22 protein-coding genes are annotated in these 21,787 nt (G+C 57.1%); 11 read left to right on the top strand and 11 right to left on the bottom strand.

Annotated features, from left to right (window positions below):
* Positions 1-46 precede the first annotated feature (46 nt).
* Positions 47-1,153: a tricarboxylate transporter gene (locus tag R8G34_19375; GenBank protein ID MDW3225015.1), complete on the bottom strand. Its 1,107-nt coding sequence runs from the start codon at positions 1,151-1,153 to the stop codon at positions 47-49.
* A gap of 105 nt (positions 1,154-1,258) precedes the next feature.
* Here R8G34_19375 and R8G34_19380 point away from each other — a divergent pair, with 105 nt between their 5' ends.
* Positions 1,259-1,963: a response regulator transcription factor gene (locus R8G34_19380; protein MDW3225016.1), complete on the top strand. Its 705-nt coding sequence runs from the start codon at positions 1,259-1,261 to the stop codon at positions 1,961-1,963.
* The gene (locus R8G34_19385; GenBank protein MDW3225017.1) at positions 1,960-3,363 is read left to right on the top strand and encodes a sensor histidine kinase; all 1,404 of its coding nucleotides are present in this window, start codon (positions 1,960-1,962) and stop codon (positions 3,361-3,363) included. The genes R8G34_19380 and R8G34_19385 overlap by 4 nt, the downstream gene beginning before the upstream one ends.
* Before the next feature lie 731 nt (positions 3,364-4,094).
* On the opposite strand, the gene R8G34_19390 is transcribed toward R8G34_19385, so the two are convergent.
* A complete protein-coding gene (locus R8G34_19390; GenBank protein ID MDW3225018.1) occupies positions 4,095-4,280 on the bottom strand; it encodes a hypothetical protein in 186 nt (61 codons plus the stop codon).
* 272 nt (positions 4,281-4,552) lie between these two features.
* Between R8G34_19390 and R8G34_19395 the strand changes: the two genes are divergently transcribed.
* Positions 4,553-5,620 carry a metal-dependent hydrolase gene (locus R8G34_19395; protein MDW3225019.1) on the top strand — a complete coding sequence of 356 codons (1,068 nt, stop codon included), beginning with the start codon at positions 4,553-4,555 and terminating at the stop codon, positions 5,618-5,620.
* 437 nt (positions 5,621-6,057) lie between these two features.
* On the opposite strand, the gene R8G34_19400 is transcribed toward R8G34_19395, so the two are convergent.
* Entirely contained in the window at positions 6,058-6,225 is a 168-nt protein-coding gene (locus R8G34_19400) for a hypothetical protein (GenBank protein ID MDW3225020.1), read from the bottom strand.
* Between the two features lie 445 nt (positions 6,226-6,670).
* On the opposite strand from R8G34_19400, the gene R8G34_19405 reads away from it, so the two are divergent.
* Positions 6,671-8,659 (top strand): PAS domain S-box protein, encoded by a 1,989-nt coding sequence (locus tag R8G34_19405; protein ID MDW3225021.1) that lies wholly within the window; start codon positions 6,671-6,673, stop codon positions 8,657-8,659.
* 14 nt (positions 8,660-8,673) lie between these two features.
* Entirely contained in the window at positions 8,674-9,063 is a 390-nt protein-coding gene (locus R8G34_19410; GenBank protein MDW3225022.1) for a response regulator, read from the top strand.
* A 425-nt stretch (positions 9,064-9,488) separates the two neighbouring features.
* On the opposite strand, the gene R8G34_19415 is transcribed toward R8G34_19410, so the two are convergent.
* Positions 9,489-10,508 (bottom strand): ribose-phosphate pyrophosphokinase, encoded by a 1,020-nt coding sequence (locus R8G34_19415; protein ID MDW3225023.1) that lies wholly within the window; start codon positions 10,506-10,508, stop codon positions 9,489-9,491.
* 113 nt (positions 10,509-10,621) lie between these two features.
* Here R8G34_19415 and R8G34_19420 point away from each other — a divergent pair, with 113 nt between their 5' ends.
* A complete protein-coding gene (locus tag R8G34_19420; protein MDW3225024.1) occupies positions 10,622-11,221 on the top strand; it encodes a 2-hydroxychromene-2-carboxylate isomerase in 600 nt (199 codons plus the stop codon).
* Positions 11,218-12,018, top strand: a complete 801-nt coding sequence (locus R8G34_19425) for an alpha/beta hydrolase (GenBank protein ID MDW3225025.1) — start codon at positions 11,218-11,220, stop codon at positions 12,016-12,018. Before R8G34_19420 ends, R8G34_19425 begins: the two co-directional genes overlap by 4 nt.
* On the opposite strand, the gene R8G34_19430 is transcribed toward R8G34_19425, so the two are convergent.
* The 7 genes from R8G34_19430 to R8G34_19460 all read right to left on the bottom strand — a co-directional run bounded on the left by R8G34_19430 (position 11,995) and on the right by R8G34_19460 (position 17,692).
* A complete protein-coding gene (locus tag R8G34_19430; GenBank protein ID MDW3225026.1) occupies positions 11,995-13,035 on the bottom strand; it encodes a beta-eliminating lyase-related protein in 1,041 nt (346 codons plus the stop codon). The two genes, R8G34_19425 and R8G34_19430, sit on opposite strands and share 24 nt — an antisense overlap.
* On the bottom strand, positions 13,035-13,505 hold the full coding sequence (locus R8G34_19435) for a YcgN family cysteine cluster protein (GenBank protein ID MDW3225027.1): 471 nt from the start codon (positions 13,503-13,505) through the stop codon (positions 13,035-13,037). Before R8G34_19435 ends, R8G34_19430 begins: the two co-directional genes overlap by 1 nt.
* Positions 13,502-14,434, bottom strand: a complete 933-nt coding sequence (locus R8G34_19440; GenBank protein ID MDW3225028.1) for a bifunctional riboflavin kinase/FAD synthetase — start codon at positions 14,432-14,434, stop codon at positions 13,502-13,504. The genes R8G34_19435 and R8G34_19440 overlap by 4 nt, the downstream gene beginning before the upstream one ends.
* A 78-nt stretch (positions 14,435-14,512) precedes the next feature.
* The gene (locus R8G34_19445) at positions 14,513-14,956 is read right to left on the bottom strand and encodes a MaoC family dehydratase (protein ID MDW3225029.1); all 444 of its coding nucleotides are present in this window, start codon (positions 14,954-14,956) and stop codon (positions 14,513-14,515) included.
* Positions 14,957-15,046: 90 nt separating this feature from the next.
* Complete coding sequence (locus R8G34_19450; protein ID MDW3225030.1) at positions 15,047-15,919, bottom strand: HAD family hydrolase; 873 nt, start codon at positions 15,917-15,919, stop codon at positions 15,047-15,049.
* Between the two features lie 409 nt (positions 15,920-16,328).
* Positions 16,329-17,249: a manganese-dependent inorganic pyrophosphatase gene (locus R8G34_19455; GenBank protein ID MDW3225031.1), complete on the bottom strand. Its 921-nt coding sequence runs from the start codon at positions 17,247-17,249 to the stop codon at positions 16,329-16,331.
* Positions 17,250-17,338: 89 nt separating this feature from the next.
* A complete protein-coding gene (locus R8G34_19460) occupies positions 17,339-17,692 on the bottom strand; it encodes an MmcQ/YjbR family DNA-binding protein (GenBank protein MDW3225032.1) in 354 nt (117 codons plus the stop codon).
* Between the two features lie 225 nt (positions 17,693-17,917).
* Here R8G34_19460 and R8G34_19465 point away from each other — a divergent pair, with 225 nt between their 5' ends.
* The 4 genes from R8G34_19465 (at position 17,918) to R8G34_19480 (ending at position 21,728) form a co-directional block, all read left to right on the top strand.
* Positions 17,918-18,586 carry a DUF2161 domain-containing phosphodiesterase gene (locus R8G34_19465; GenBank protein MDW3225033.1) on the top strand — a complete coding sequence of 223 codons (669 nt, stop codon included), beginning with the start codon at positions 17,918-17,920 and terminating at the stop codon, positions 18,584-18,586.
* A gap of 183 nt (positions 18,587-18,769) precedes the next feature.
* A complete protein-coding gene (locus tag R8G34_19470) occupies positions 18,770-19,057 on the top strand; it encodes a co-chaperone GroES (GenBank protein ID MDW3225034.1) in 288 nt (95 codons plus the stop codon).
* Between the two features lie 89 nt (positions 19,058-19,146).
* Positions 19,147-20,790: a chaperonin GroEL gene (gene groL / locus R8G34_19475; GenBank protein ID MDW3225035.1), complete on the top strand. Its 1,644-nt coding sequence runs from the start codon at positions 19,147-19,149 to the stop codon at positions 20,788-20,790.
* 203 nt (positions 20,791-20,993) lie between these two features.
* On the top strand, positions 20,994-21,728 hold the full coding sequence (locus R8G34_19480) for an ATP-binding protein (GenBank protein ID MDW3225036.1): 735 nt from the start codon (positions 20,994-20,996) through the stop codon (positions 21,726-21,728).
* The last annotated feature ends 59 nt before the right edge of the window (positions 21,729-21,787 follow it).

Genomic DNA, 21,787 nt, shown 5'->3' on the forward strand with positions numbered 1-21,787 from the left:
GTGAAAACGCCCCGCCGGGTCAGGCAGGGCGTTCGTCAAACAAAGCTTAGTTCAGGGATACGCCGTATTTTTCCTGCAGCCAGTTGACCACAAAATCCTTGGCAGCAGGGGAGACGTTCGTGCCGCTGTCCAGCGCCTTTTTGGCCGCATCGCCGGTCATCTGGGGGTATTTGCCCAGACGCTTGCCAGAGATTTCTGCGAAATCCGCGCGCGCTTTGACGTCTTCAAATGCTTTCGTGTAGGTCGCAATCGCATCGTCGGACGCACCCGCTGGCAGGAACACCATTTTCTGGGCCGGGAAGCCTGCGATGAAGAACGCTTTCCAGGCATCCCACTTTTCGCCGGAGGTTTCGCAGCCTGCTGTAGCCTCACAGACTTCCTTGAAGGTCGGAATGTCCGGGAATGTCGGATCACGCACGATGTTGCCCGCATCATCCAGCGCACCCCATGTCATCATCGGCACCGCTGTTCCGGCCTCTACCAGCGGTGTCACGCCGGAAAGAAATGAGGAGGACGTTTGATAGTCGATGTTGGCTTCGCCGCGCTCAAACATCAGACGGCCATCGCCGCGCCCCTTGATGCCCATGACGCTTTCCACGTTCAGGCCCAGCATTTCCCATGCCAGTGTTGGCACCAGATCAAGCCGTGTGGCCCCTTGGTTGCCATAGATGAAATCTTCGCCCTGCAAGGGGGCTGCGTTCAAACCGTCCATCTTGGCCGCCAGATCTGGCGTCAAATAGGCAACGCCGCCGGTGCCTGAGGCCAGAACGACGTTCCAGTCTGCATAGTTGTATTTCACCCGTGGATCACCCAGCAGGAATGGAAACTGCGTGGAACCACTGGAGCCAAAAATCAGCGTGCCATCATCGTATTCCTGGTTCTGAAAGAAGTTCGCGCCTTTGGTGGAACCGGCTCCGGGCATGAATTTCACGACAACTGTGGGCGCGCCGGGCAGGGCTTCTGACAAGAGCGGGGCGTAAAAGTTGGCCCATTTGGCCGATCCGCCGGTTTCCGAGAATGGGATGATCCACTCGACAGTTTTACCTTCCAGATCAATGCCATGACCGTCTGCTTGCGCCTGTACGGCAAAGGATGCGGCGGCTGCAGCCACAAGGCTAACGGCCACGCGACGCGTGGTTTTGAAAATGGACATATGTTCCTCCCTAAGGTGTCCTCAATTGCGTTTGAGGATCAAAATCGAATCACGAGGGGGTGTCCGCCCCCTGTTGCAGTACCCTGTATGACCTGCGAACCTTGCATGAGACTTGCAAACCCGAGATTTCTCACAATGCGGATCACATTGGTCGAAGATAACACCAGCCTCGCCAAGGGCATTTGTTACCGTCTGGAGGACGCGGGCCATGCTGTGGACATGCTGGACAATGGCACCATTGCGGCGCGATTCCTCAAGGATGATGACGCGGATCTGATCATTCTGGACATTAACCTGCCGGGCGTTGATGGTCTGACTCTGCTCAAGGATCTGCGCCGCCGGGGCGATATACGGCCGGTGATCCTGCTGACCGCGCGGGCAGAAACCGAGGACCGGGTCATTGGGCTCGATGCAGGCGCGGATGACTATCTGATCAAACCCTTCGAGATGGCAGAGCTCGAAGCGCGGGTGCGGGCCCTGTTGCGCCGCCGCGCCATTCCACAGCAACAATTGCGGGCGCTGGGCGGGTTGAATTACGATGCCAGCGCCCGGCAGCTCTTTGCCGGGGACGTTGATATCGCCCTGCCACGCCGGGAAATGTCGGTGTTTGAATGCCTGATCGAGGCCGAAGGGCGTCTGGTGTCAAAAAGCGCCATGCTGGATCATGTCTACGGTATTGGCGCTGACGTGGAGGAAAAAGTCGTCGAGGTCTATGTCTCCCGTCTGCGCCGCCGCCTGCACGAACACGGGGTGCAAATAAAAACTCGGCGCGGGCTGGGCTATCAGCTCAGCATCGAGACACCCGAATGAAACTCAACTCTCTGCGGTCCCGGTTGATCCTGATCATTTTATTGCCCTTGCTGTTGATCTCGCTTGTGGCGGGGGTCTGGCAGTTTCGCACCACCACGGACCGGGCCGCCAATATCTTTGATCGCGGCCTGCTCTCGGCAGCACTGGCCATCTCGCGCGATATTGCCGTGTCGGATGGGGATGCGCTCTCGCCTTCGACGCGGCGGCTGGTCAATGACACCTCCGGCGGCGAACTGTTTTATCACGTCTATGCCCCGGATGGGGTATTCGTCACGGGTTATTCCACGCCCCCTGTTTTGCCCCGAACCGCGCCCGCCGATCTGAGCGAGCCTTATTATTATGACGCGCTTTATCAAAGTGAACAGGTCCGCGTGCTGCGATTTCAGGATGTGACAACCGTCAGCGGTGTCTCCGGCGTTTTCAACATCACGGTCTGGCAAAGCGCCGAGGTGCGCGCGAGCTTTGCACGCGAGGTTGTGTCAAGGTCCTTTGCCGTGATCGCCCTGTTGGTCTTATGTGTGGCTCTGGTGGTCTGGTTCGGGGTGCGTCTGGGCTTGCGCCCGATGCTGGACCTCGAAGACGCCATCGCTAAACGCACCCCCAATGATCTGGAACCGATCCGCCGTCCCGTCCCGGTGGAGGCGCAACGTCTGGTGACCACTTTGAATGCCTTGCTGGATCAGGTTTCCCGCCGGATCAGCAGCAAGGATGAGTTCATCTCAAATGCCGCCCATCAGCTTCGAAATCCCGTGGCCGGGGTCCTGGCGCTCGCCGAAGCGGTGCAAAGCGCGCCCAATGAAAGGGCCGCAAAACAGCGCAGTACCGAACTTGTTCAGGCCGCGCGTGAGGCGAGCCAGTTGACCAATAAACTGCTGTCTTTTGAGCGGGCCAGCGGCACCGATGTTGCTCTGTCCGGGGAGCGCGTGGATCTGAAACCCCTTGCGGCGCGGGTGGCGGAGACCTTCCGCGCACAACACTCCCAACATAACGTGACATTGACCTGCCTCTTGCCTGAAAAAGCGGTTTTTGTGAAAGGCGATCCGGTGATGCTTCAGGAAGCCATCCTGAACCTTTTGACCAATGCCGTGGTGCATGGCGGCCCCGATCTTGGGGAAATCGAGCTGCGTTTGATCGCGGGCAGGGACAGCGCGCAGCTTTCGGTCAAGGATGACGGGCTCGGCATTCCGGTGGAAAAGCAGAACGAAGCGATCAGTCGCTTTGCCCAGGCGGGTGGGGGGCCAGGTTCCGGTCTCGGCCTGCCGATTGCCGCCAAAGTGATGGAAAATCATGGTGGAACGCTCAAGATCATGGAGCATGCGGGGGGAGGATTGATTGTTCTGTCATTCCCTTTGGCGGAGGAGATGCAACAGGCCAAAGGCCCAAATGCAGCGCGCGCCTGAGTGTTTCAAGATGCCATTTTCAGGCCACAGGCGATGACATCTCGACTGCCGACGTGCTGAAACGCGGGCTTTCAAGACGCGCATCTCTGTCACGCGCCGGGCCGAAACTGGCGCGGTATCTGATCACATGCGGGTATCTCGCCGTTTGCCCTCTGAGGGTTTGTATCGCGGCGCATGCGGGCGCTGCGCAACACCGAATTAAACGCAATCCAGACCGTGGATAGGAGATGTGCGGGCTCCCAAACGCGGCTCAGGGCATAGCGCAAGGATCTTCGCAGCAGCAGGTGCCGCCGACCTTTGTCTGTCGCCGGGGGTGATGCGGTCCTGGCGGTCGCGGAGATGGATACAGGTCGCGCACAGCTACCGCGCGCAGACACGCACCATCCGGGACGGCAACGTTGGGTATGGATCAGTTTGGGGCGCATGATCCGGTGACCGCACGCCGGGCATTGCAGTTTTTTGCCGCAGGGAGGATTGGCTGCTCCGCCATGACGGGCGGATCAGGTCGGCCTCACCCCCGCGCAGCACCGCAACATTACGCCACTCCAGCGCGTTTTCAGAGCGCCACTGGAACCTGCCGACCGCTCTCATGAAACACCACAACACGAGCTTGGCCATTTGTAATCTGCGCGGACAAGACACCATCAGATCCCGTGACCTCGGCCTGGGGGGAACCGCACCTTCCCGCCACTGCGCAACCGCGTGTCATATGGCCCCATGCTTGCACTGATTTACAGGCTGACCGATCGCTCCTGTGCCGTGAATTGCCGCCGCCACTTCACCGTCTGTTCGACAGGGCCAGCTTGATCACTCGCAACGCCGTGCATGGGCTGCTCTGCGGTCCGCTTGCCCTGAACATGCGAGGCGGCGAGACCTGCGAATTCAATCTCTCTCCTGTAAAAATCAAAAATATTCATAGTGTTACGACTATATTTTAATGTGCTGTGAAATAGTATGGATCCAGTTCTGATCATCAGGCGCCTGAACAAGACCCTGGTATCGCAGAACGCTCCGGCAGGGCGTTCACCGCGGCGGTTGTCATGCCTGGCCTTGCTGCATTGAGTATACTGATCACCGAAGTGTCTCGCCCAGCCATCGCGCACTGCCTATCGGGCTGATCTTGACGCTGGAATGACGGCCGCTGCTCAGGTATCAGCGGATCAGGATTGCGAAGGGCGCAGGAAAACACATGGATTCACTGACGCAATTTGTCCTCGGTTCGACGGTTTCCGTATTGTGCCTGGGCAAGACACTTGGACCGCGCAAAGCCGCGCTTCTGGGTGGCGTTCTCGGGACAATGCCGGATCTTGACGTTCTCATCACCTTCGACAGCCCGGTGGATGCCTTTGTCATGCATCGGGGATGGACACATTCCCTGTTTGTGCATGCGGCGATTGCACCATTTTTGGGTGAACTCCTGATGCGCGTTTTCAAATCACTTCAAGATCATCGCGTAACAGTCTGGTGGACGGTGTTTCTCTGTTTCTCGACACATGCGCTGATCGACGCAATGACCGTTTACGGCACGCGGCTGTTCTGGCCGATCTATCGTGATCCGGTGGGCGTGGGCTCCATTTTTATCATTGATCCACTCTATACCCTGCCGCTTCTGGGCGTGACAATCTGGGCCATCTTTCGGCGAGAGTGGTCTTCTGGTCTGGCACGCGGTGTGACAGCGGCGATGATCTTCAGCACGGCGTATCTGGGGCTGGGTGCGGTGCTGCAGAGTCAGGCTGAAAACCGGGCGAAGGTGATTTTTGCACGCGCCGGGGTCGCAACCGACAGCGTTTTTGCAATTGCAGCCCCCTTCAACATCGTCTTGTGGAAAGTGATCGGGCTGGAACAAGGGCAATACCACAACATTTATCTGTCGCTGTTTGACGATGATCAAACGGCGCGGGTCTATACGCATCCAAGACATCCTGAACTGATTGCCTGTCTGGAAAACGTTGATGCGTTTCAAAAGCTGGCGTGGTTCAGCAGGGGATATTACCGTGCGGAACAGCAGGGTGATGAGGTGATCGTGTCGGATCTGCGGATGGGCCTCACGCCGCGGTATGCTTTCCGATTTGCCGTTGCCCAAGCCATGGGGCATGGTCTTCGAGAGGTCCCGCCGGAGACTGCATCTGACCAGCCGCGCGCGGCTGAGGGGGATCTGGATTGGTTGGCAGAGCGCGTCCGCGGACGCCCCGCTGTGCGGCAGGCGGAAATCTCCGAAGCAGACGCGATTGAACCCGCAGATCACGCAATGTGCTGAGCATGGGACGGATCAAAGCGGCAGCCTTCTGCAAAACCGCCATGGGCTCGCCCACATAATGCGCGCCTCAGGCATGAGCGATCAAAGCTGTTCAGGCGCCTCTTTTGTCAGCAAGTTATAGCCTCTGTGACGCTCTGAATGGACGCCAAACACGCCGGTCTGACCCGCAGGCACAAACATTGTCCGTTGTGAAGCATGAACCGGGACCCAGGCACGGATCGCCCGCGCGCGGACTCTGACCGGCTCTTGACCCAAACCTCACCGGTGCGGCTTTGAACCGTCCCAAGCCTTGAAATTCTCAAAAACCCGGACAAAAAAGCCCAACGATGCCCAGCCACAGCACTTGGCGCCTGTCGTCAGATTTGTGACGCGGATCGCTTCCGTCAAAATACGGCGGCGCGACGCTTTTGGATCTGCGCGCGATCCCAAGCGCCTTCTCAAACCAAAGCCAAAGACGGGGCAGGCGAGGGGGGTGACATCTCAAAACCCTCGCACATGACCGCGCGCGCGGTGGTGTCACCCGGGGTGCGCAGAACCCATGAAGCATTGCCCGACGGGTAGAACAACGCGCGGTTGGGGTATTTATGGCTGTCGATCCGAAACACGCTATCCGCCTGCGGGAAACGGGAAACGGGATCCGGCCATCTAGGACGGGTCCGAGAGGGCGGACCATCATGCCAAACAACAAAGGGTCAGGGGCAACCCCGTCCTGACTGTAACCGGCCGCAGAAATACCGGTCGCTACAAATGCGTCCTGCCCGCCTCGCGCCATCACCCCGAGTGCGCGCAAAATCGCAAAGCGGCATCCCTCCTCAAGGAACAATACCCTCAACCCGCACCCGTCGGCGCTGCAAAAGTTCCCGGCTCAGCCCTTGTGAATGTTAAGAAATGGTAAACGCATGGAGCGCTGGCCGCCCAGCGGATTGCCTGCCAATCCTTAACAATGTGTTAATAGGTTCAGCCTAGGACAGTCTTAACAAAGGATGAATGCGCCTGGTCGGTCTTGGGCGCAGATATCCGCAGATATCCGCAGATGCAGGCATCACAGCTATGGAACACTCTTTACAAAGATTGTCTTTGGTCGACGTCCCGGAAACCGAAGACTTTGATCGCTTCACGCGGTTGGCAACGAAAATGCTGGGTGTCCCGGTGGCCCTCGTGTCCATTGTGGATTTCGACGAAGACAGGCAGTTTTTCACCAGTGCCTGTGGATTGGCGGACCCCTGGGCCAGCGCACGCCAGACGCCTCTGTCACATTCATTCTGCCAGCATGTCGTGAGCAACGATAAACCTCTGATCATCGAAGATGCCCGCGTGCATCCGCTGGTGCATGACAATCCAGCCATAGATGACCTGAACGTCATCGCCTATCTGGGTATCCCGATTGCTGCCCCTGACGGTACATGCCTTGGGGCTTTGTGCGCCATCGACAGCAAGCCTCGCATGTGGTCGCGCGAAGACGTCTGCGTGCTCACGGATCTCGCCGCCTCGGTGACCAGTCAGATCGGGCTGAGCGCGGCCCTCCTGATCAGTGAAAGCAGGAGAAAAGCAGCCACGCGCTTTGGCAATATTGTCGAAAACGCACACCATGAAGTGTTTACCTTTGACCCCGAAACATTGCTGTTCACGGGCGTGAACAAAGGTGCGCGCGAAAACCTTGGGTACAATCAACCAGAGATCAGACGCCTGACGCCTCTGGACATCATACCGGACTATGATCGTTTTGCATTCGAAGACCTCTTGCGTCCTTTGCGTCAGGGCCGGATCAGCAAGCTGGAATTCAAGACGCGACATCAACGCAAGGATGCAACCACCTATCCCGTGTCCATTCGTCTGGAACTTCAACAGGAAGCGGGCGAGCCGGTATTCATCGCCTTTTGCATCGATATTACCGAGCGTTTGCAGTTGCAGCGGGCCCTGCGCGAGAAATCTGAAAGTTTCTCGGCCTTGTTCAAGCACGCACATGAACCGATGACGATTGCAAACATTGACACAACCTTGTTGCAGGTCAATCCAGCCTGTCAGGAGCTGTTTGGGCATTCCAGCGAAGCGCTTGTCGGAACGCGCTTCATGAACCACGTCCCGCAAGAGTATCAGGCAGACATCGCGCGCAAACTTTCAGATGCCACGCCGGAAAGCCCGTTTTTCTCGAGTTTTCAGCAACAGGACGTGAACGGACAGCACAAGATCATGCATTGGTCGAACATTGTTCAATTTGTGAATGGCAAAGCCACGAAAGTTTTTTCGATCGCCAATGACGTCACCGAGTTGCATGCGGCAAAGACCCGCGCCGAAGTGAGTGCGCAGGAGGCCCGCAAGGCCATCGAAATACGCAAAGTGTTCCTTGCCAACATGAGCCATGAAGTGCGCACACCGCTCAATGCCATCATGGGTTTGTTCCAGCTCATCCAGATGGCGGATGTCCCGGAACGACAGAAAAAACAGGCTGAGGTGGGGCTTGATGCGTCGCATCACCTTTTGGCGCAGCTTGTGAATGTGTTGGAGCTGTCACGGGTTGAAGCCAATGCCGTTGAAATCACGGCCACGCCGACCGAAGTCAGGCCTTTGGCGGCACAATGGCTCGAAACGGCGACGGCCACAAACCACCGTCTGGGAAAGCCAATTGAACTGGCGCTTGAAGTGGATGAGGCGACCCCGGAATTCGCCATGCTTGATGCGCGACGCGTGACCCAGATTCTCAACAATCTGACTGACAATGCGATCAAGTTCACCACCAAGGGACGCGTGACCATTCAGGTCAGTATGGTGCCTGCAAAGGACCCCGCCGGGCCTGCACAGTTGGAGATTTCGGTGTCTGACACCGGATGTGGTATCCCAACGGACAAGCGCGACGCGGTTTTTGAGCGGTTCTTCCAGATCGATGATGCCCAGACGCGGGAAAACAGCGGGTCAGGGCTGGGTCTGGCCATCAGTCGTGAACTTGCAATGCTGATGGGGGCGACGCTTGAGGTGGCATCACCAGCGCCCGACGGTTGCTACACGACAACCTTCGCTTTACGGTTGTCGTCAGTGGATTGAACGGGACGCGTCGAATGCCCTCACCAAAGAAAATCCTGCTGGTTGAAGATGATTACTTCACGCGTTTCATGATGAAGGAAATCATTGATACGCTGGGTGTTGATGTTGATATTGCGGTGAACGGCGAGGAAGGCTGTGCGCAGCTTGACAAACAACCCGGAGAATACGGGCTGGTCTTGATGGACATTCACATGCCCAGGCTATCGGGCGTGGAGGCCACCCGCCTGATCCGTGAGAAACCGACCGACCCACCGCGCAATATCGCCATCATCGCGGTGACGGCTGACGCGCAATATCATGACAATGCGGTTGTGCGGAAACATGGCATGGACGGTTTCATCGCCAAGCCCATCACCGCGGTCGAACTGATGGGGTTGGTCGATAAATACTGTACCGCGTCCTGACGGGTGCAAAACGCAGTGCATTGGACCGTGTAGCGCGATGTGTGATGCATGCGGTCCTTTGTGCCGGCCGTGCGGTGCACGCCCAAGGGCCGATTTTGTCTTTCCGTATTTGCCTTGATCCGTCGTTGGTCAATGCCCGTCAGGGCGCAAAGGCGGTTGAAGGCTTTTGTTGTGCGGGAGGTGCGCTGGTGTATTCAGCGACCCAAATCTGCTGTCAGAACCAACGCACCCCGCGTCAATCCTTTGCTCACAAACCCCTGCGCACGCTGTTTTAACCCGGGTTTCGGTGCATGTGCGGTGTACGGATTGTGTACAGCCTGTGTACGGGGTGTGCCAAGCGTTTGGGCCATGGAATAAAGGCGTTAACCCGGCCTTTCCGGATCCAACGCCATCACCGCGCCGAAACCGTTGCGCGGGCGCTGCGTTTACTCGGCGGCATACATGCCGTCATAGATCGGGCTCAGCGTGTCGGCCTCAAATAGCGAGGACACCGAGGTCCCGCTCCAGATGTTCAGAATGGCCTGGGCAAAGACCGGCGCGGTCGGCACGATGCGGATGTTGGGTGCGGCTTTGACGGCGTCGGTGGCCGCGATTGTGTCGGTGATCACCAGCGATTTCATTACCGAATTGGTGACGCGCTCAACCGCCGGTCCGGACATGATTCCGTGGGTGATATAGGAGTGCACTTCCTTGGCACCGTTTTCCAAAAGCACCTCAGCCGCCTTGCACAGTGTCCCGGCGGTGTCGCACATGTCATCCACGATAAGACAGGTTTTCCCTGTCACATTCCCGATCACCGTCATTTCCGCGACCTCACCGGGTTTTTCGCGGCGCTTGTCCACGATGGCCAACGGTGAATTGATCCGCTTGGCCAGTTCGCGCGCGCGCGCCACGCCGCCCACATCGGGGGAGACGACCATGAGGTCGCTCATCTGGTTCTTGAAGGCGGTTTTGATATCCAGCGCAAAGATCGGCGAGGCATAAAGGTTGTCCACCGGAATGTCGAAAAACCCCTGGATCTGTGCCGCGTGCAGATCCATCGTCAGCACCCGTTCGATGCCTGTTCCCACCAGCATATTCGCCACCAGCTTGGCCGTGATCGGCGTGCGCGCCTTGGTGCGGCGGTCCTGTCTGGCATAGCCGAAATAGGGCAAGACAGCCGTGACACGGGCCGCCGAGGAGCGGCGCAGCGCGTCCGCCATGATAAGCAACTCCATCAGATTGTCATTGGCCGGGTTAGAGGTGGACTGCACGATGAACATGTCCTCACCGCGGACGTTTTCAAAGACCTCGACGAAGATCTCGCCGTCGTTGAAACGCTCCACGCGGGCGTCCACCAGCCCCACCTGTTTGCCACGGTGCATGGACATACGCCGCGCAATGGCATTGGCGAGCGGCATATTGGCATTACCGGCGATGAGTTTGGGTTCATAGAATTCTGGCATGAGGGGCGATCCTGAGGTTGCAGCGGGCAAATGTGACAGATTCGTGAAGTTGACTTCCCCTAACACGCCCTTACCAATCGGCAAAGAACGAGTCCCCCTTAAGGAGCCAATAAATGGCACATATCGACCTCTTTTTCTCAACACTGTCCCCCTATGCCTACCTGGCCGGGAATCGCGCCGAAGCGGTCGCGGCAAAACATGGTGCGAGCATCACCTACAAACCGATGGACATCATGGCGCTGTTTGGGCGCACCGGGGGAACCCCGCCCAAGGATCGTCACTTCAGCCGGGTCGAGATGCGCGCGCAGGAACTGGTGCGCCAGGCCAAGATGCTCGACATGCCGCTGAACCTCAAACCGGCCCATTGGCCCACAAATGCAGCGCCGTCTTCTTATGCGTTCATTGCGGCGCAAAACGCGGGCGGTGGCGATCTGGGCAAGCTGATGGCGGCGATCCTGCGCTCGGTCTGGGCCGATGAAAAGGACATCGCCGAGGACACGGTTGTGCGGGCCTGTCTGGAAGAGGCCGGGTTTGACCCAAGCCTTGCGGACAGTGGCATGTTGGAGGGCGCGGAGACCTATGCCGCCAACCTCGAAGAGGCGGTCGAGCGTGGTGTTTTTGGCGCCCCGTTTTACATCACGGATACGGATCAAAGGTTCTGGGGGCAGGACCGGATCGACCATCTGGACGCCCATCTCGCCGGAAAAATATGACCCCAACCTTCTACACCCATGCCCGAACTTTTGGGCATGGGACGAGAGAGGCGCTGGCGATCCATTGCACATTGGCCCATTCCGCCACGTGGCGCGGCGTGGGTCACGCGTTGGCTGATATCGCCACGCTCACGGCCATTGATCTGCCCAGTCACGGGAAAAGCGATGATTGGGATGGACAGGTTGACCTGCACCGTCTCTGCACCGATGCCGCTTTGGCGCATCTTCCCTACAAACGAGACGTGATCGGGCATTCCTTTGGGGCAACAGTCGCGCTGCGGCTGGCGGTTGAAAACCCGGACCTCGTGCGCAGCCTGACCCTTATCGAGCCTGTGTTCTTCGCAGCCGCCTGTCAGGATGCGCCTGATCAAATGCGCGCCCATGACGATGAGGCGGCCCCTTACATGGCCGCGCTTGCAACCGGGGATATGGCGCATGCGGCCCGACTTTTTAACCGGCTCTGGGGCGATGGCACCAAGTGGGACGACCTGTCTGCCAAGACGCGCCGCTCCATCACGGATCGGATGTATGTGGTGACCGGGCAATCGCCCATGATCTTTGAGGACAACGCCGGGATCATGGTGCCGGGGCGCCTAGAGCGGCTCAGCATGCTGGTTCTGCTGCTTCAGGGATCTCAGGCGCTGGACATTATAGATGCCATAAATTCAAGCCTTGCACGGCGACTGCCCAACGTCCGCCGGGCCGTCATTACAGGGGCAGGGCATATGTCGCCGCTGACCCATCCGACAGAGGTTGCCAAAGAAATCGCGGCGCTATTCGAAATGGCTGAGGAATAGATCGATCTGATCCGTTGTGATCGACCAGTCACAGACCAGCCGCGCGGCCAGCTTTTCGTCCGGGTCGCCACTTTCAAGGCCCGGTTCCCACATGTTATACATCGCGCCCGCCGCGTGCAGCCGTTGATGAATGCCGCGCGCAAATCGCACAAACACCATATTTGCTTGGGGTTCATGTAAGAAATCAGCGCCCACAGCGCGCAGACCCGCCACCAGATAGGCCGCGTTTTCATTAGACCTCTTGGCCGCATCAAGCCAGGCACCGTCTTGCAAATATCCCGCCATTTGTGCGGATAAAAACCGATGTTTGGAAAACAAATGCGCCCCGCGTTTGCGACGTAGCTCAAATTCCCACGCTTTGGCGGGATCAAAAAACACCACAGCCTCCACACCCAGACAGCCGTTTTTCGTGCCGCCAAAACAGACCACATCGACTCCGGCTTTCCACGTCATTTCAGCAGGCGTGCACCCCAGCGCCACCAGCGCATTGGCAAAGCGCGCGCCGTCCAGATGGACCGGTAAGTCAAAGGATTTGGAGACGGTGCAAAGATCGCGTAACTCCTGAATTGAATAGAGGCTGCCGCGCTCGGTCACCTGCGTGATCGATACCGGACCGCGTTCGGGTCCATGCACGCCGCGCACGCCTTCGGCCTCAACACGGGCGCGCAATCCGTCTGCTGTCATCTTGTCGGGCGTGTCCACGAGACAGAGCTTGGCGCCGCTCGAATAGAATTCGGGTGCGTTGCACTCGTCCTCTTGGATATGCGCGATCTGGCTGCAAAACACGGTCTGCCAAGGCTGCGCGTAGCACGCCAGTGCCAGCGCATTTGCCGCTGTTCCGGTTGCCACCAGATAAACGGCCGCCTCGGGGGCCTCGAAAACGCGGCGGATTTCTGCGCGGACCTCCTCCATGATCGGATCGGCCCCATAAGGCAGGGTGAACCCCTCATTGGCTGCAGTCACGCGCGCCATCACTGTGGGCAGTGCAGGCCCGGCATTGTCAGAAGAAAAATACATCAGATCGGCTCCTCGATAACATGCTCTTCCCACTCGTCTTCGGGGATGTCGAATTCACTCAGCGTCCACCCCTGCACCGAGACACCTGCATCATGCACGGATTGCGCGGTGCCGCTGATCAGCGGGTGCCAGTCGGGCAGCGGTTTGCCCTGCCACAGCAAGCGGTAGGCGCAGGTTTGCGGCATCCAATAGGCGTGGGTGTCCAGATTATCGGGCTTCAGCACAATGCAATCGGGCACAAACTGGTGGCGGTTGTCATAATGTGCACAACGGCAGTTGGAATCGTCGAGCAAGCGGCAGGCGATGCGGGTCAGGGCGACCTCGCCGCTGTCCTCGTCTTCCAGCTTGTTCAGGCAACATTTGCCGCAACCATCGCACAGGGATTCCCATTCCTTCTGGCTCATTTTGGCCAAGGGTTTGCGTTCCCAGAACCTGTCTTTCAGGCCCTTGCGATCAATCGGGTCGCTCACAGCGCGCTCAATATCTGACGCGCCTTCGCGCTGTCGGCATCCATTTGTGTGATCAACGCATCCAGCCCGTCAAATTTCACTTCCGGGCGCAGGTGTTCAACCAGCCCCACAGAGAGGGGCGTGTCATAAAGATCGCCCTGAAAATCGAAAATGAAGGTTTCGAGATTGGGTCTGTTCTCGCCAAACATTGGCCGCACACCCATCGAGGCAACACCGTGATAGCTGCCCATATGGGGGCCGTCCAACACATCGACCAGCACGGCATAGACGCCAAATGCGGGCGGGTGCAGCCCGTCGATGGACATGTTCGCCGTGGGATAACCCAATTCGCGTCCACGCTGTTCGCCGCCGATGACCGGGCCTTCGATGCGGTGCCAATGGCCCAGCATGGAGGCCGCCAATCGTGGATCACCATCGCTCAGCGCCGCGCGGATCGCGGTCGAAGAGATGGTTTTATCAGACTGCGCGATCAAGGCGGCAATGGTCACGCCAAAGCCCATGTCCCGGCCAAACTGTTGCAAGTGTTCAGCGGTGCCGGCGCGTCCTTTGCCAAAGCAGAAGTCGGCCCCGACGATCACATGCGTGAGGCCAAACCCTTCAGCGATGACCTTGCGGGCGAAATCTTCCGGGGTCAGGGCCGCGAGGGCTGCGTTGAAATTCAACTCATACAAACGGTCAACACCGAGTTTTTCCAATCGGCTGGCCCGGGCTTCACGGCTCATCAGACGGAAGGGCGGCGCACCCGGCGCAAAATGGACACGGGGATGGGGTTCAAACGTGACAATACCAAGCGGTGCATTTGGTTCGGCGCGTCGCGCAAGGTCAATGACCGACTGATGACCCAGATGCACGCCGTCAAAATTGCCGATCGCGGCGCTGGCACCACGATGATCCGGGTCAACAAACTGATAGTCGCGGATGATCTTCATGTCGCCCTGCGTACCCGCCACGGGCCGGACACGCAAGCAAACGGCGCGGTCAGTCTGACGCGTTGCGCAGGTAAATTGTCAGTCGAATTTGCGCGACGGTGCCATCACCGTGGCCTCGCCGATCAGCACCTTTTTGCCGTCAACCGCACAATGGCATTCCAGCTTTACGCGGCGCTTGGCCATTTCAATGTCGATCACCTTTACTTCGGCATAGACGAGATCCCCCGGACGCACGGGTGCGAGGAATTTTAACGATTGCCCCATATATACGGTCCCATGACCAGGGAGTTGTTCGCCAATCACCGCAGAAATCAACCCCGCGGTCAGCATCCCATGGGCGATTCGTCCCTCGAAAATCGTGTCGCGCGCGTATTCATCGTCCAGATGCACCGGATTCCGGTCGGTAGAAATCTGCGCGAACATTTCGATGTCCTCGTCTGTCACCACCTTTTGCAAGTGGCGCGACATGCCCATTTCGATGTCTTCGATGCAGATGGTGCCACGGGGCAGATTGTCCAACATGATGACCCTTCCGGTAATTTTCTGATCAATACGACGTAACTGTTGAAACTTTATTACTTCGCAGATGCAGAAAAGCAAGTAGAAAATAGGTCAGCGAAGGTACCCTATCGCATAGGTTGGATTGGACATTTCCTTTTCTAAATAAGACTTTAGGGCATCCGGATCGGGATCTGTATCCGTTTTGGTCTCGGCAGCGGCCAGCCCCCCCGAGATAAACAACGAATCGATGTCTTCGCCCATGGCCCCCGCGATGTCTGTCAGCACACCGTCACCAATGGCCAGAATGCGATTGTCGGGTACATCCGTGCCTAGGGCGGCCAATCTGCGGCGCGCCAGATCGTAGATCGGGGGATGGGGTTTTCCAAAGTAAAGGCTCTCGCCGCCCATTTCGGTGTAAAGCTGTGCCAGAGCACCGGCGCACCATTCGCGCTGTTCGCCCCTGTCCACCACGATATCGGGATTTGCGCACAAGAGTTTGAGGCCCCGCTGCTTGGCAACGAGAAACTCCGGGCGCATCACGCTCGGATCGGCAAGTGGGTCATAGGGCCCAGTACAGACAATGCCGACGGCCTCTTCCAGCGGTACACTGCGCACCGCAACCGGATTATCTACAACACCGATGGGTTCGAAAAAACGCTCATCCCCGGGGTAGCCTATGTGCCATACGGCGTCTCCGACCACGCCGCGAAACATCGCGGAACGGGCGCTGTCCCCGGACGTGGCGATGGTGTCCCAGCTGTCATCCGGCACACCAAAGGCGATGAGTTGTTTTTCGACGCCGGCGCGTGGGCGGGGCGAGTTCGTGACCAGCACGACTTTGCCGCCGGACGCGCGGTACTCTTGCAGGGCGCTGACGGCTCCCGGCAAGGCGGCCACGCCGTTGTGAACGCATCCCCAAAGGTCCACAAACAGGGCGTCATATTGAACTGAAATGTCGGAAAGTGCGTGGATGGTACGGGCCATATTTACCCCTCGTTTGTTCAGGAATTCGCGCGAAGTGCGGCTGGCGCAGTTCGGAAATTTGCAGTCAGGGGGGTCAGATCATGAAGGACGCGACGCTGCAAGCCCATCGTCGCCATCCTGCGGAGCCGTCACAACCACAATGCCATGAAAGCCAAGCCTCTGTGGTTGTGGATCGAAACTCGATGCCTGCGATGGTCTGCACTCCAATCATCGCAGCGGGCGTTCATCGTGCAACGCCCAATGCCGCGCAGCGGCGACGCAGTCCGGCAATAACGCCACCGACATCGCCAGTCCGGCAGGCATTTCGCATCTGGTTTGGCTTTGCCTGCAACCCGCATACCGAAACGCGCAACCCTGTGATTTGCAGGGTTGCTTGCTGGGAACGGTACGCAATTAGCCGTATGAGGGGTCAGACCTTGAGGTTCGGAATGATCTGTTTCTTGCGGCTCATGATGCCCGGCAAGACCACGGTGTCGCCCTCAACAGATGCGTCAAAACTCTTTTCAGCAACTGATTTCACGAAATCATTTGGCACCAGAAGCGTGGCTTCTTCGCTCAGGATATCGACGACAAAAAGCAACACCTGATCGGCACCGTCCTCGGTGGCGACGCCCGGCATCGCAGCCATCAATGCGTCTTTGCGGTCAAGCACTTGCGCGGGTGACGTTGTTTCCAGCACGGACACGCGGAACTGTTTGCCATCAACCGCGTATTCCTTGCTGTCCATGCGCAGCAATTCAGCCTCAGAGAACGCCGAAACGTCTGATTTGGCGGCAAACATCTCAGCCGCATATTCGGAGATGTTGATGTCCAGCGCTTGTGCCAGATCCCATGCGATGGCCTTGTCTTCATTCGTCGTGGTCGGGCTGCGGAATTCCAGCGTGTCGCTGAGGATACAGGACAGCATCGCGCCCTGAATATTTTCCGGCATTTGCGCGATGTCCTTGCCGATCATCTTCCACATGATGGTCGCGGTGCAGGCGAGGGGTTCAATGCGGATGTCGATGGGACCTTTGGTTTCCAGACCACCGACCAGTTTGTGATGATCAATGATCCCCTGGATGTCAGCATCGTTGATATGGTCGGGCAATTCGGCAGGGTTGTTGGTATCCACGATCACAACGGGTGTGTCTGCTGCCACATCCGAGATGATCTCGGGCTTGTCCAGCGACCAGCGCTCCAGAACGAACAGGGCTTCTGTATTGGGTTCACCCAAAAGCACGGGTTTGGCGTCGACGCCTTTGATCTGGTTGAGGTACCATGACCAGATGATGGGCGAACCGGTGCTGTCGGTGTCGGGAGATTTGTGGCCAAAAACGAGCGTGGTCATACTGGGGAATCCTACAGATTGAATGTCAATTTTCGCGCCTTATAGCATGGTCGTTGATCTTGTCACCCCGCATATGCTGCATTGCAGCATTAGAGGTTAATTTCTGCGCGCTTCTTTTTGGTCAACCCGTTCAGAACCATGTCGTAGGATGCCTGGATGTGATTGCGCAGTTCTTCATCAGAAAGACCGGGGTCCTCAAAGTGCTGCAGCCATTTCAATCCGCGCGATGCGAGATAGGGCGCAGGCCTGATCCCCGGCACATCCTGCAGCACTTCAAACGCCAGTTCCGAGGCTTTGAACGTGAATGCATCCACGCCCTTGTTCCAGCCGCATAAGGCAAAGACTTTGCCGCCGATTTTCCAGACATCCGAGTTGCCCCATTGCACAACATGGGTCGTGGCAGGCAGGTTGGCGCAAAACGTATTGAAATCCTCGCGGGTCATTCAGTGATGCTAAGGCGTTGTGATTGTGATGTCATCCCGAACGATTGACTGGCATCGTTACAATCCCTGCTATAAAGAAAACCAACCTGATTTGAGTTTGTCCAATGCGCCACGCTGTGATGATGTAGGACGCATAGACCTGTGCACGGTGGACATTCGTAGAGCAATCAAAAGGGCGGTAAAATTCCAAAAGCCACCAAAACAACACTGCCACAGCCAAGAGAGATGGACCTCTATCCACCAGTCAAAAAGCTGTTGGAGGGTCAGGGCTACGAGGTCAAAGCGGAGGTTGGTGCCGCGGATGTTGTTGCCATCCGAGGTTCTGAAGACCCGGTTGTTATTGAGTTGAAGCTGTCCCCCTCGCTTGCAGTATTTCATCAATGTGTTGAGCGATTGGCCGTTACAGATGCTGTTTACATGGCGTTTGTTCATCAACCCGGCAAACGGGCGCAGAAATCGCGCAAGCAGGCGATTGCCATGGCGCGCAGGTTGGGGATCGGGGTCATGACCGTCCGCCTGAAGGATGGGCATGTTGAGGTGCATTGCGATCCGGGTCCTTACGCGCCGCGTAAATCGAACAGGCGCAAGGCAGCGATGATCCGCGAATTTGCACGGCGCACGGGAGATCCGAATGCCGGAGGGCAGACGCGTTTGGGTCTGGTGACCTCTTATCGGCAGGATGCGCTGAGATGCGCAGCACATCTGGCAGAACATGGTGCGAGTAAAGGAGCGACCGTCGCAAAAGCAGCGGGCGTTCCGACAGCGACGCGGCTGATGGCCGACAATCATTATGGCTGGTTCGTGCGGGCGTCCAAAGGTGTTTACACCCTGACTGATGCGGGGCGCGAGGGTCTGGTGCATTGGGCTTACAGTTGGGAAGAAGACCCCCTTTGATCGCACGGTCAGGGAGACTCAAAACTCTTGAAATTTTCGCAAATGGGGCTGTTGACACGGTCGCGGGTGATGCCTAATTAAACCTCGTTAGCACTCAGGTAGAGCGAGTGATAACGGTCCCGACGCGTAATTCTGCGTTTTGGATCAATTGGGAGAAACTTTGAGCCTTAAGGAGCTGCAAAGATGGCATTGAAACCGCTTCATGACCGCGTGCTGGTACGCCGCACGGAAAGCGAAGAAAAAACAGCTGGTGGATTGATCATCCCCGATAGCGCAAAAGAGAAACCTTCCGAAGGTGAAGTTGTTTCCTGTGGCGAAGGCGCACGCAAGGACAGCGGTGAGCTGATCGAAATGGCTGTAAAAGCCGGTGACAAGATCCTGTTCGGCAAATGGTCCGGTACAGAAGTTACGCTCGATGGCGAAGAACTGCTGATGATGAAGGAAAGCGACATCATGGGGATCATCGAGTAAGCCATCCGGCCGACTTGATGGTGGCCTGAAAGCCCACCCTACGACATATCGCTGAACTTAACTGATTATTCTCAAGAGGAGAAAACAACATGGCTGCTAAGGACGTCAAATTCGACACCGATGCCCGCAACCGTATGCTCAAGGGTGTAAACATCCTTGCCGACGCGGTTAAAGTCACACTAGGCCCAAAGGGTCGTAACGTGGTTCTGGACAAATCTTTCGGCGCACCGCGCATCACCAAGGATGGTGTATCTGTAGCGAAAGAGATCGAACTGGAAGACAAGTTCGAAAATATGGGCGCGCAGATGGTGAAGGAAGTTGCTTCCCGCACCAATGACGAAGCAGGCGACGGTACAACAACGGCGACTGTTCTGGCTCAGGCCATCGTCAAAGAAGGCATGAAATCGGTGGCCGCTGGCATGAACCCGATGGACCTGAAGCGCGGTATCGATCTGGCGACGACAAAAGTCGTTGAAGCGATCAAAGCAGCAGCACGTCCTGTTTCTGACAGCGATGAAGTTGCCCAGGTTGGCACGATTTCTGCAAACGGCGAATCCGAGATCGGTCAGCAAATCGCAGACGCGATGCAGAAAGTTGGCAACGAGGGTGTGATCACCGTCGAAGAAAACAAAGGTCTGGAAACAGAGACAGACGTTGTTGAAGGCATGCAGTTCGACCGCGGCTACCTGTCGCCATATTTTGTCACCAACGCTGACAAAATGACAACTGAACTGGAAGACTGCATCGTGCTGTTGCACGAGAAGAAATTGTCCTCCTTGCAGCCAATGGTTCCGCTGCTGGAGCAGGTCATCCAGTCGCAAAAGCCGCTTCTGATCGTTGCAGAAGATGTTGAAGGCGAAGCGCTGGCAACTCTGGTTGTGAACAAACTGCGCGGCGGTCTGAAAATCGCAGCGGTCAAAGCACCTGGTTTCGGCGATCGTCGTAAAGCGATGCTGCAAGACCTTGCGATCCTCACAGGCGGTCAGGTGATCTCCGAAGATCTGGGCATGAAGCTTGAGTCCGTGACAATGGACATGCTGGGCTCTGCCAAGAAAGTTCAGATCACCAAAGACGAAACAACTATCGTTGACGGTGCGGGCGAGAAAGCCGAGATCGAAGCACGTGTTGCTCAGATCCGCACGCAGATCGAAGAAACCACGTCTGACTATGACCGTGAAAAGCTGCAAGAGCGTGTTGCCAAACTGGCAGGCGGTGTTGCTGTGATCCGTGTCGGTGGCATGACCGAAGTCGAAGTGAAAGAGCGCAAGGATCGTGTAGACGATGCTCTGAACGCGACACGTGCTGCTGTTCAAGAAGGTATCGTAGTTGGTGGTGGCGTCGCTCTGGTCCAGGCCGGCAAGTCGTTGAACGACCTCAAAGGCGCAAACTCCGATCAGGACATCGGTATCACCATCGTGCGCAAAGCTCTGGAATCACCGCTGCGTCAGATCGCTGAGAACTCCGGCGTTGACGGGTCCGTGGTTGCCGGCAAGATCCGCGAAAGCGACGATGCCAAGTTTGGCTTCAATGCTCAGACCGAAGAATATGGTGACATGTTCGCATTTGGTGTGATTGATCCGGCCAAAGTTGTGCGTCACGCTCTGCAAGACGCGGCCTCCATTGCTGGTCTGTTGATCACGACAGAAGCAATGGTTGCGGACAAACCTTCCAAAGAGGGCGCGCCTGCAGGTGGCGGCATGCCCGACATGGGCGGCATGGGCGGCATGATGTAAATCACCACCATTGTTATGGATTGGGCTCGCCAAATGGCGGGCCCTTTTTCGTTAAAAGAGACGGTTTTGACAAAGCCGGGTCCCAGCGGTTTCTGAACGCCGGGGGGTGCGCCCGACTCCATCTCAGAATGCAGCGCATTAACTGTGTATTCAGTAGGCGGTGTTAGCGTGCTTTTATCGCTCATACCAAGGACTGCACGCCCATGAATCGCCCTGTTTCAATGCATGAAGCCGAAACACCTTTCTCCGCCAGTGACGTTTCCGCTGAATCTAATGAAATTGAGGATTTCATCTACTTGATCAGTCATGACGTACGAAATTCGGTGCGGGCCCTCATCGAATTGCCGCAATGGATTGCGGAAGATCTTGCTGAAGCTGGTGTGAAAGTCGAAGGCCGTGTCGCCGAAAACATAGCATTAATGAACAGACATACGGGGCGACTGGATCGTATGTTGGTGGATCTTCTGACCTTTTCGCGGGTCGGGCGCATGCAACCCGTCGAGCAAGTCGACCTGAACGCGGCGTTGGACGAAGTTCTGGAGGAGATGAGAATTCCAACGGGTTTCAAGATCCAGCGCGAATTTGATTGCGATGATGTCATCATGGGCGAACGAGATGTCCTCACTCTCTTCACAGCGTTGATTTCGAACTCGATCAAACATCATGACCGATCTGACGGTGAGATCAGTATATCCTGTAACCGCGATGGCAAATATCTCGTTGTTTCGGTGCGCGATAACGGACCGGGTATTGCTGCGGGATACCACAACCGAGTCTTCGGAGTCATGACAACGTTGAAACCTCGCGATGAAGTGGAGGGCAGCGGCATGGGCCTTGCGATCGCAAGAAAGATTGCAGAAACGTACAATGGCGACGCGAAAGTCATCGAGAATGAGGACGGTCGTGGCGTGACGCTGCAGGTGCGGTTGATCGCCTGACACGGGCGTATTTATTGGCGAGTTCTCGAACAGGTGACAAGTTAGCGCCAAAAAAGCTT

Source organism: Paracoccaceae bacterium (genome assembly GCA_033344815.1).
Taxonomy (GTDB): domain Bacteria; phylum Pseudomonadota; class Alphaproteobacteria; order Rhodobacterales; family Rhodobacteraceae; genus Roseobacter.

Bases quoted from the DNA above. Each gene is read 5' to 3' on its own strand.
- R8G34_19380 (MDW3225016.1), top strand. From the start codon at position 1,259: ATGAGACTTGCAAACCCGAGATTTCTCACAATGCGGATCACATTGGTC.
- R8G34_19445 (MDW3225029.1), bottom strand. From the start codon at position 14,956: ATGTTGGACAATCTGCCCCGTGGCACCATCTGCATCGAAGACATCGAA.
- R8G34_19465 (MDW3225033.1), top strand. From the start codon at position 17,918: ATGGACCTCTATCCACCAGTCAAAAAGCTGTTGGAGGGTCAGGGCTAC.
- R8G34_19430 (MDW3225026.1), bottom strand. From the start codon at position 13,035: ATGTATTTTTCTTCTGACAATGCCGGGCCTGCACTGCCCACAGTGATG.
- R8G34_19420 (MDW3225024.1), top strand. From the start codon at position 10,622: ATGGCACATATCGACCTCTTTTTCTCAACACTGTCCCCCTATGCCTAC.
- R8G34_19415 (MDW3225023.1), bottom strand. From the start codon at position 10,508: ATGCCAGAATTCTATGAACCCAAACTCATCGCCGGTAATGCCAATATG.
- R8G34_19425 (MDW3225025.1), top strand. From the start codon at position 11,218: ATGACCCCAACCTTCTACACCCATGCCCGAACTTTTGGGCATGGGACG.
- R8G34_19460 (MDW3225032.1), bottom strand. From the start codon at position 17,692: ATGACCCGCGAGGATTTCAATACGTTTTGCGCCAACCTGCCTGCCACG.
- R8G34_19390 (MDW3225018.1), bottom strand. From the start codon at position 4,280: ATGAATATTTTTGATTTTTACAGGAGAGAGATTGAATTCGCAGGTCTC.
- R8G34_19455 (MDW3225031.1), bottom strand. From the start codon at position 17,249: ATGACCACGCTCGTTTTTGGCCACAAATCTCCCGACACCGACAGCACC.
- R8G34_19410 (MDW3225022.1), top strand. From the start codon at position 8,674: ATGCCCTCACCAAAGAAAATCCTGCTGGTTGAAGATGATTACTTCACG.
- R8G34_19470 (MDW3225034.1), top strand. From the start codon at position 18,770: ATGGCATTGAAACCGCTTCATGACCGCGTGCTGGTACGCCGCACGGAA.
- R8G34_19440 (MDW3225028.1), bottom strand. From the start codon at position 14,434: ATGAAGATCATCCGCGACTATCAGTTTGTTGACCCGGATCATCGTGGT.
- R8G34_19480 (MDW3225036.1), top strand. From the start codon at position 20,994: ATGAATCGCCCTGTTTCAATGCATGAAGCCGAAACACCTTTCTCCGCC.
- R8G34_19385 (MDW3225017.1), top strand. From the start codon at position 1,960: ATGAAACTCAACTCTCTGCGGTCCCGGTTGATCCTGATCATTTTATTG.
- R8G34_19375 (MDW3225015.1), bottom strand. From the start codon at position 1,153: ATGTCCATTTTCAAAACCACGCGTCGCGTGGCCGTTAGCCTTGTGGCT.
- R8G34_19395 (MDW3225019.1), top strand. From the start codon at position 4,553: ATGGATTCACTGACGCAATTTGTCCTCGGTTCGACGGTTTCCGTATTG.
- R8G34_19450 (MDW3225030.1), bottom strand. From the start codon at position 15,919: ATGGCCCGTACCATCCACGCACTTTCCGACATTTCAGTTCAATATGAC.
- groL (MDW3225035.1), top strand. From the start codon at position 19,147: ATGGCTGCTAAGGACGTCAAATTCGACACCGATGCCCGCAACCGTATG.
- R8G34_19405 (MDW3225021.1), top strand. From the start codon at position 6,671: ATGGAACACTCTTTACAAAGATTGTCTTTGGTCGACGTCCCGGAAACC.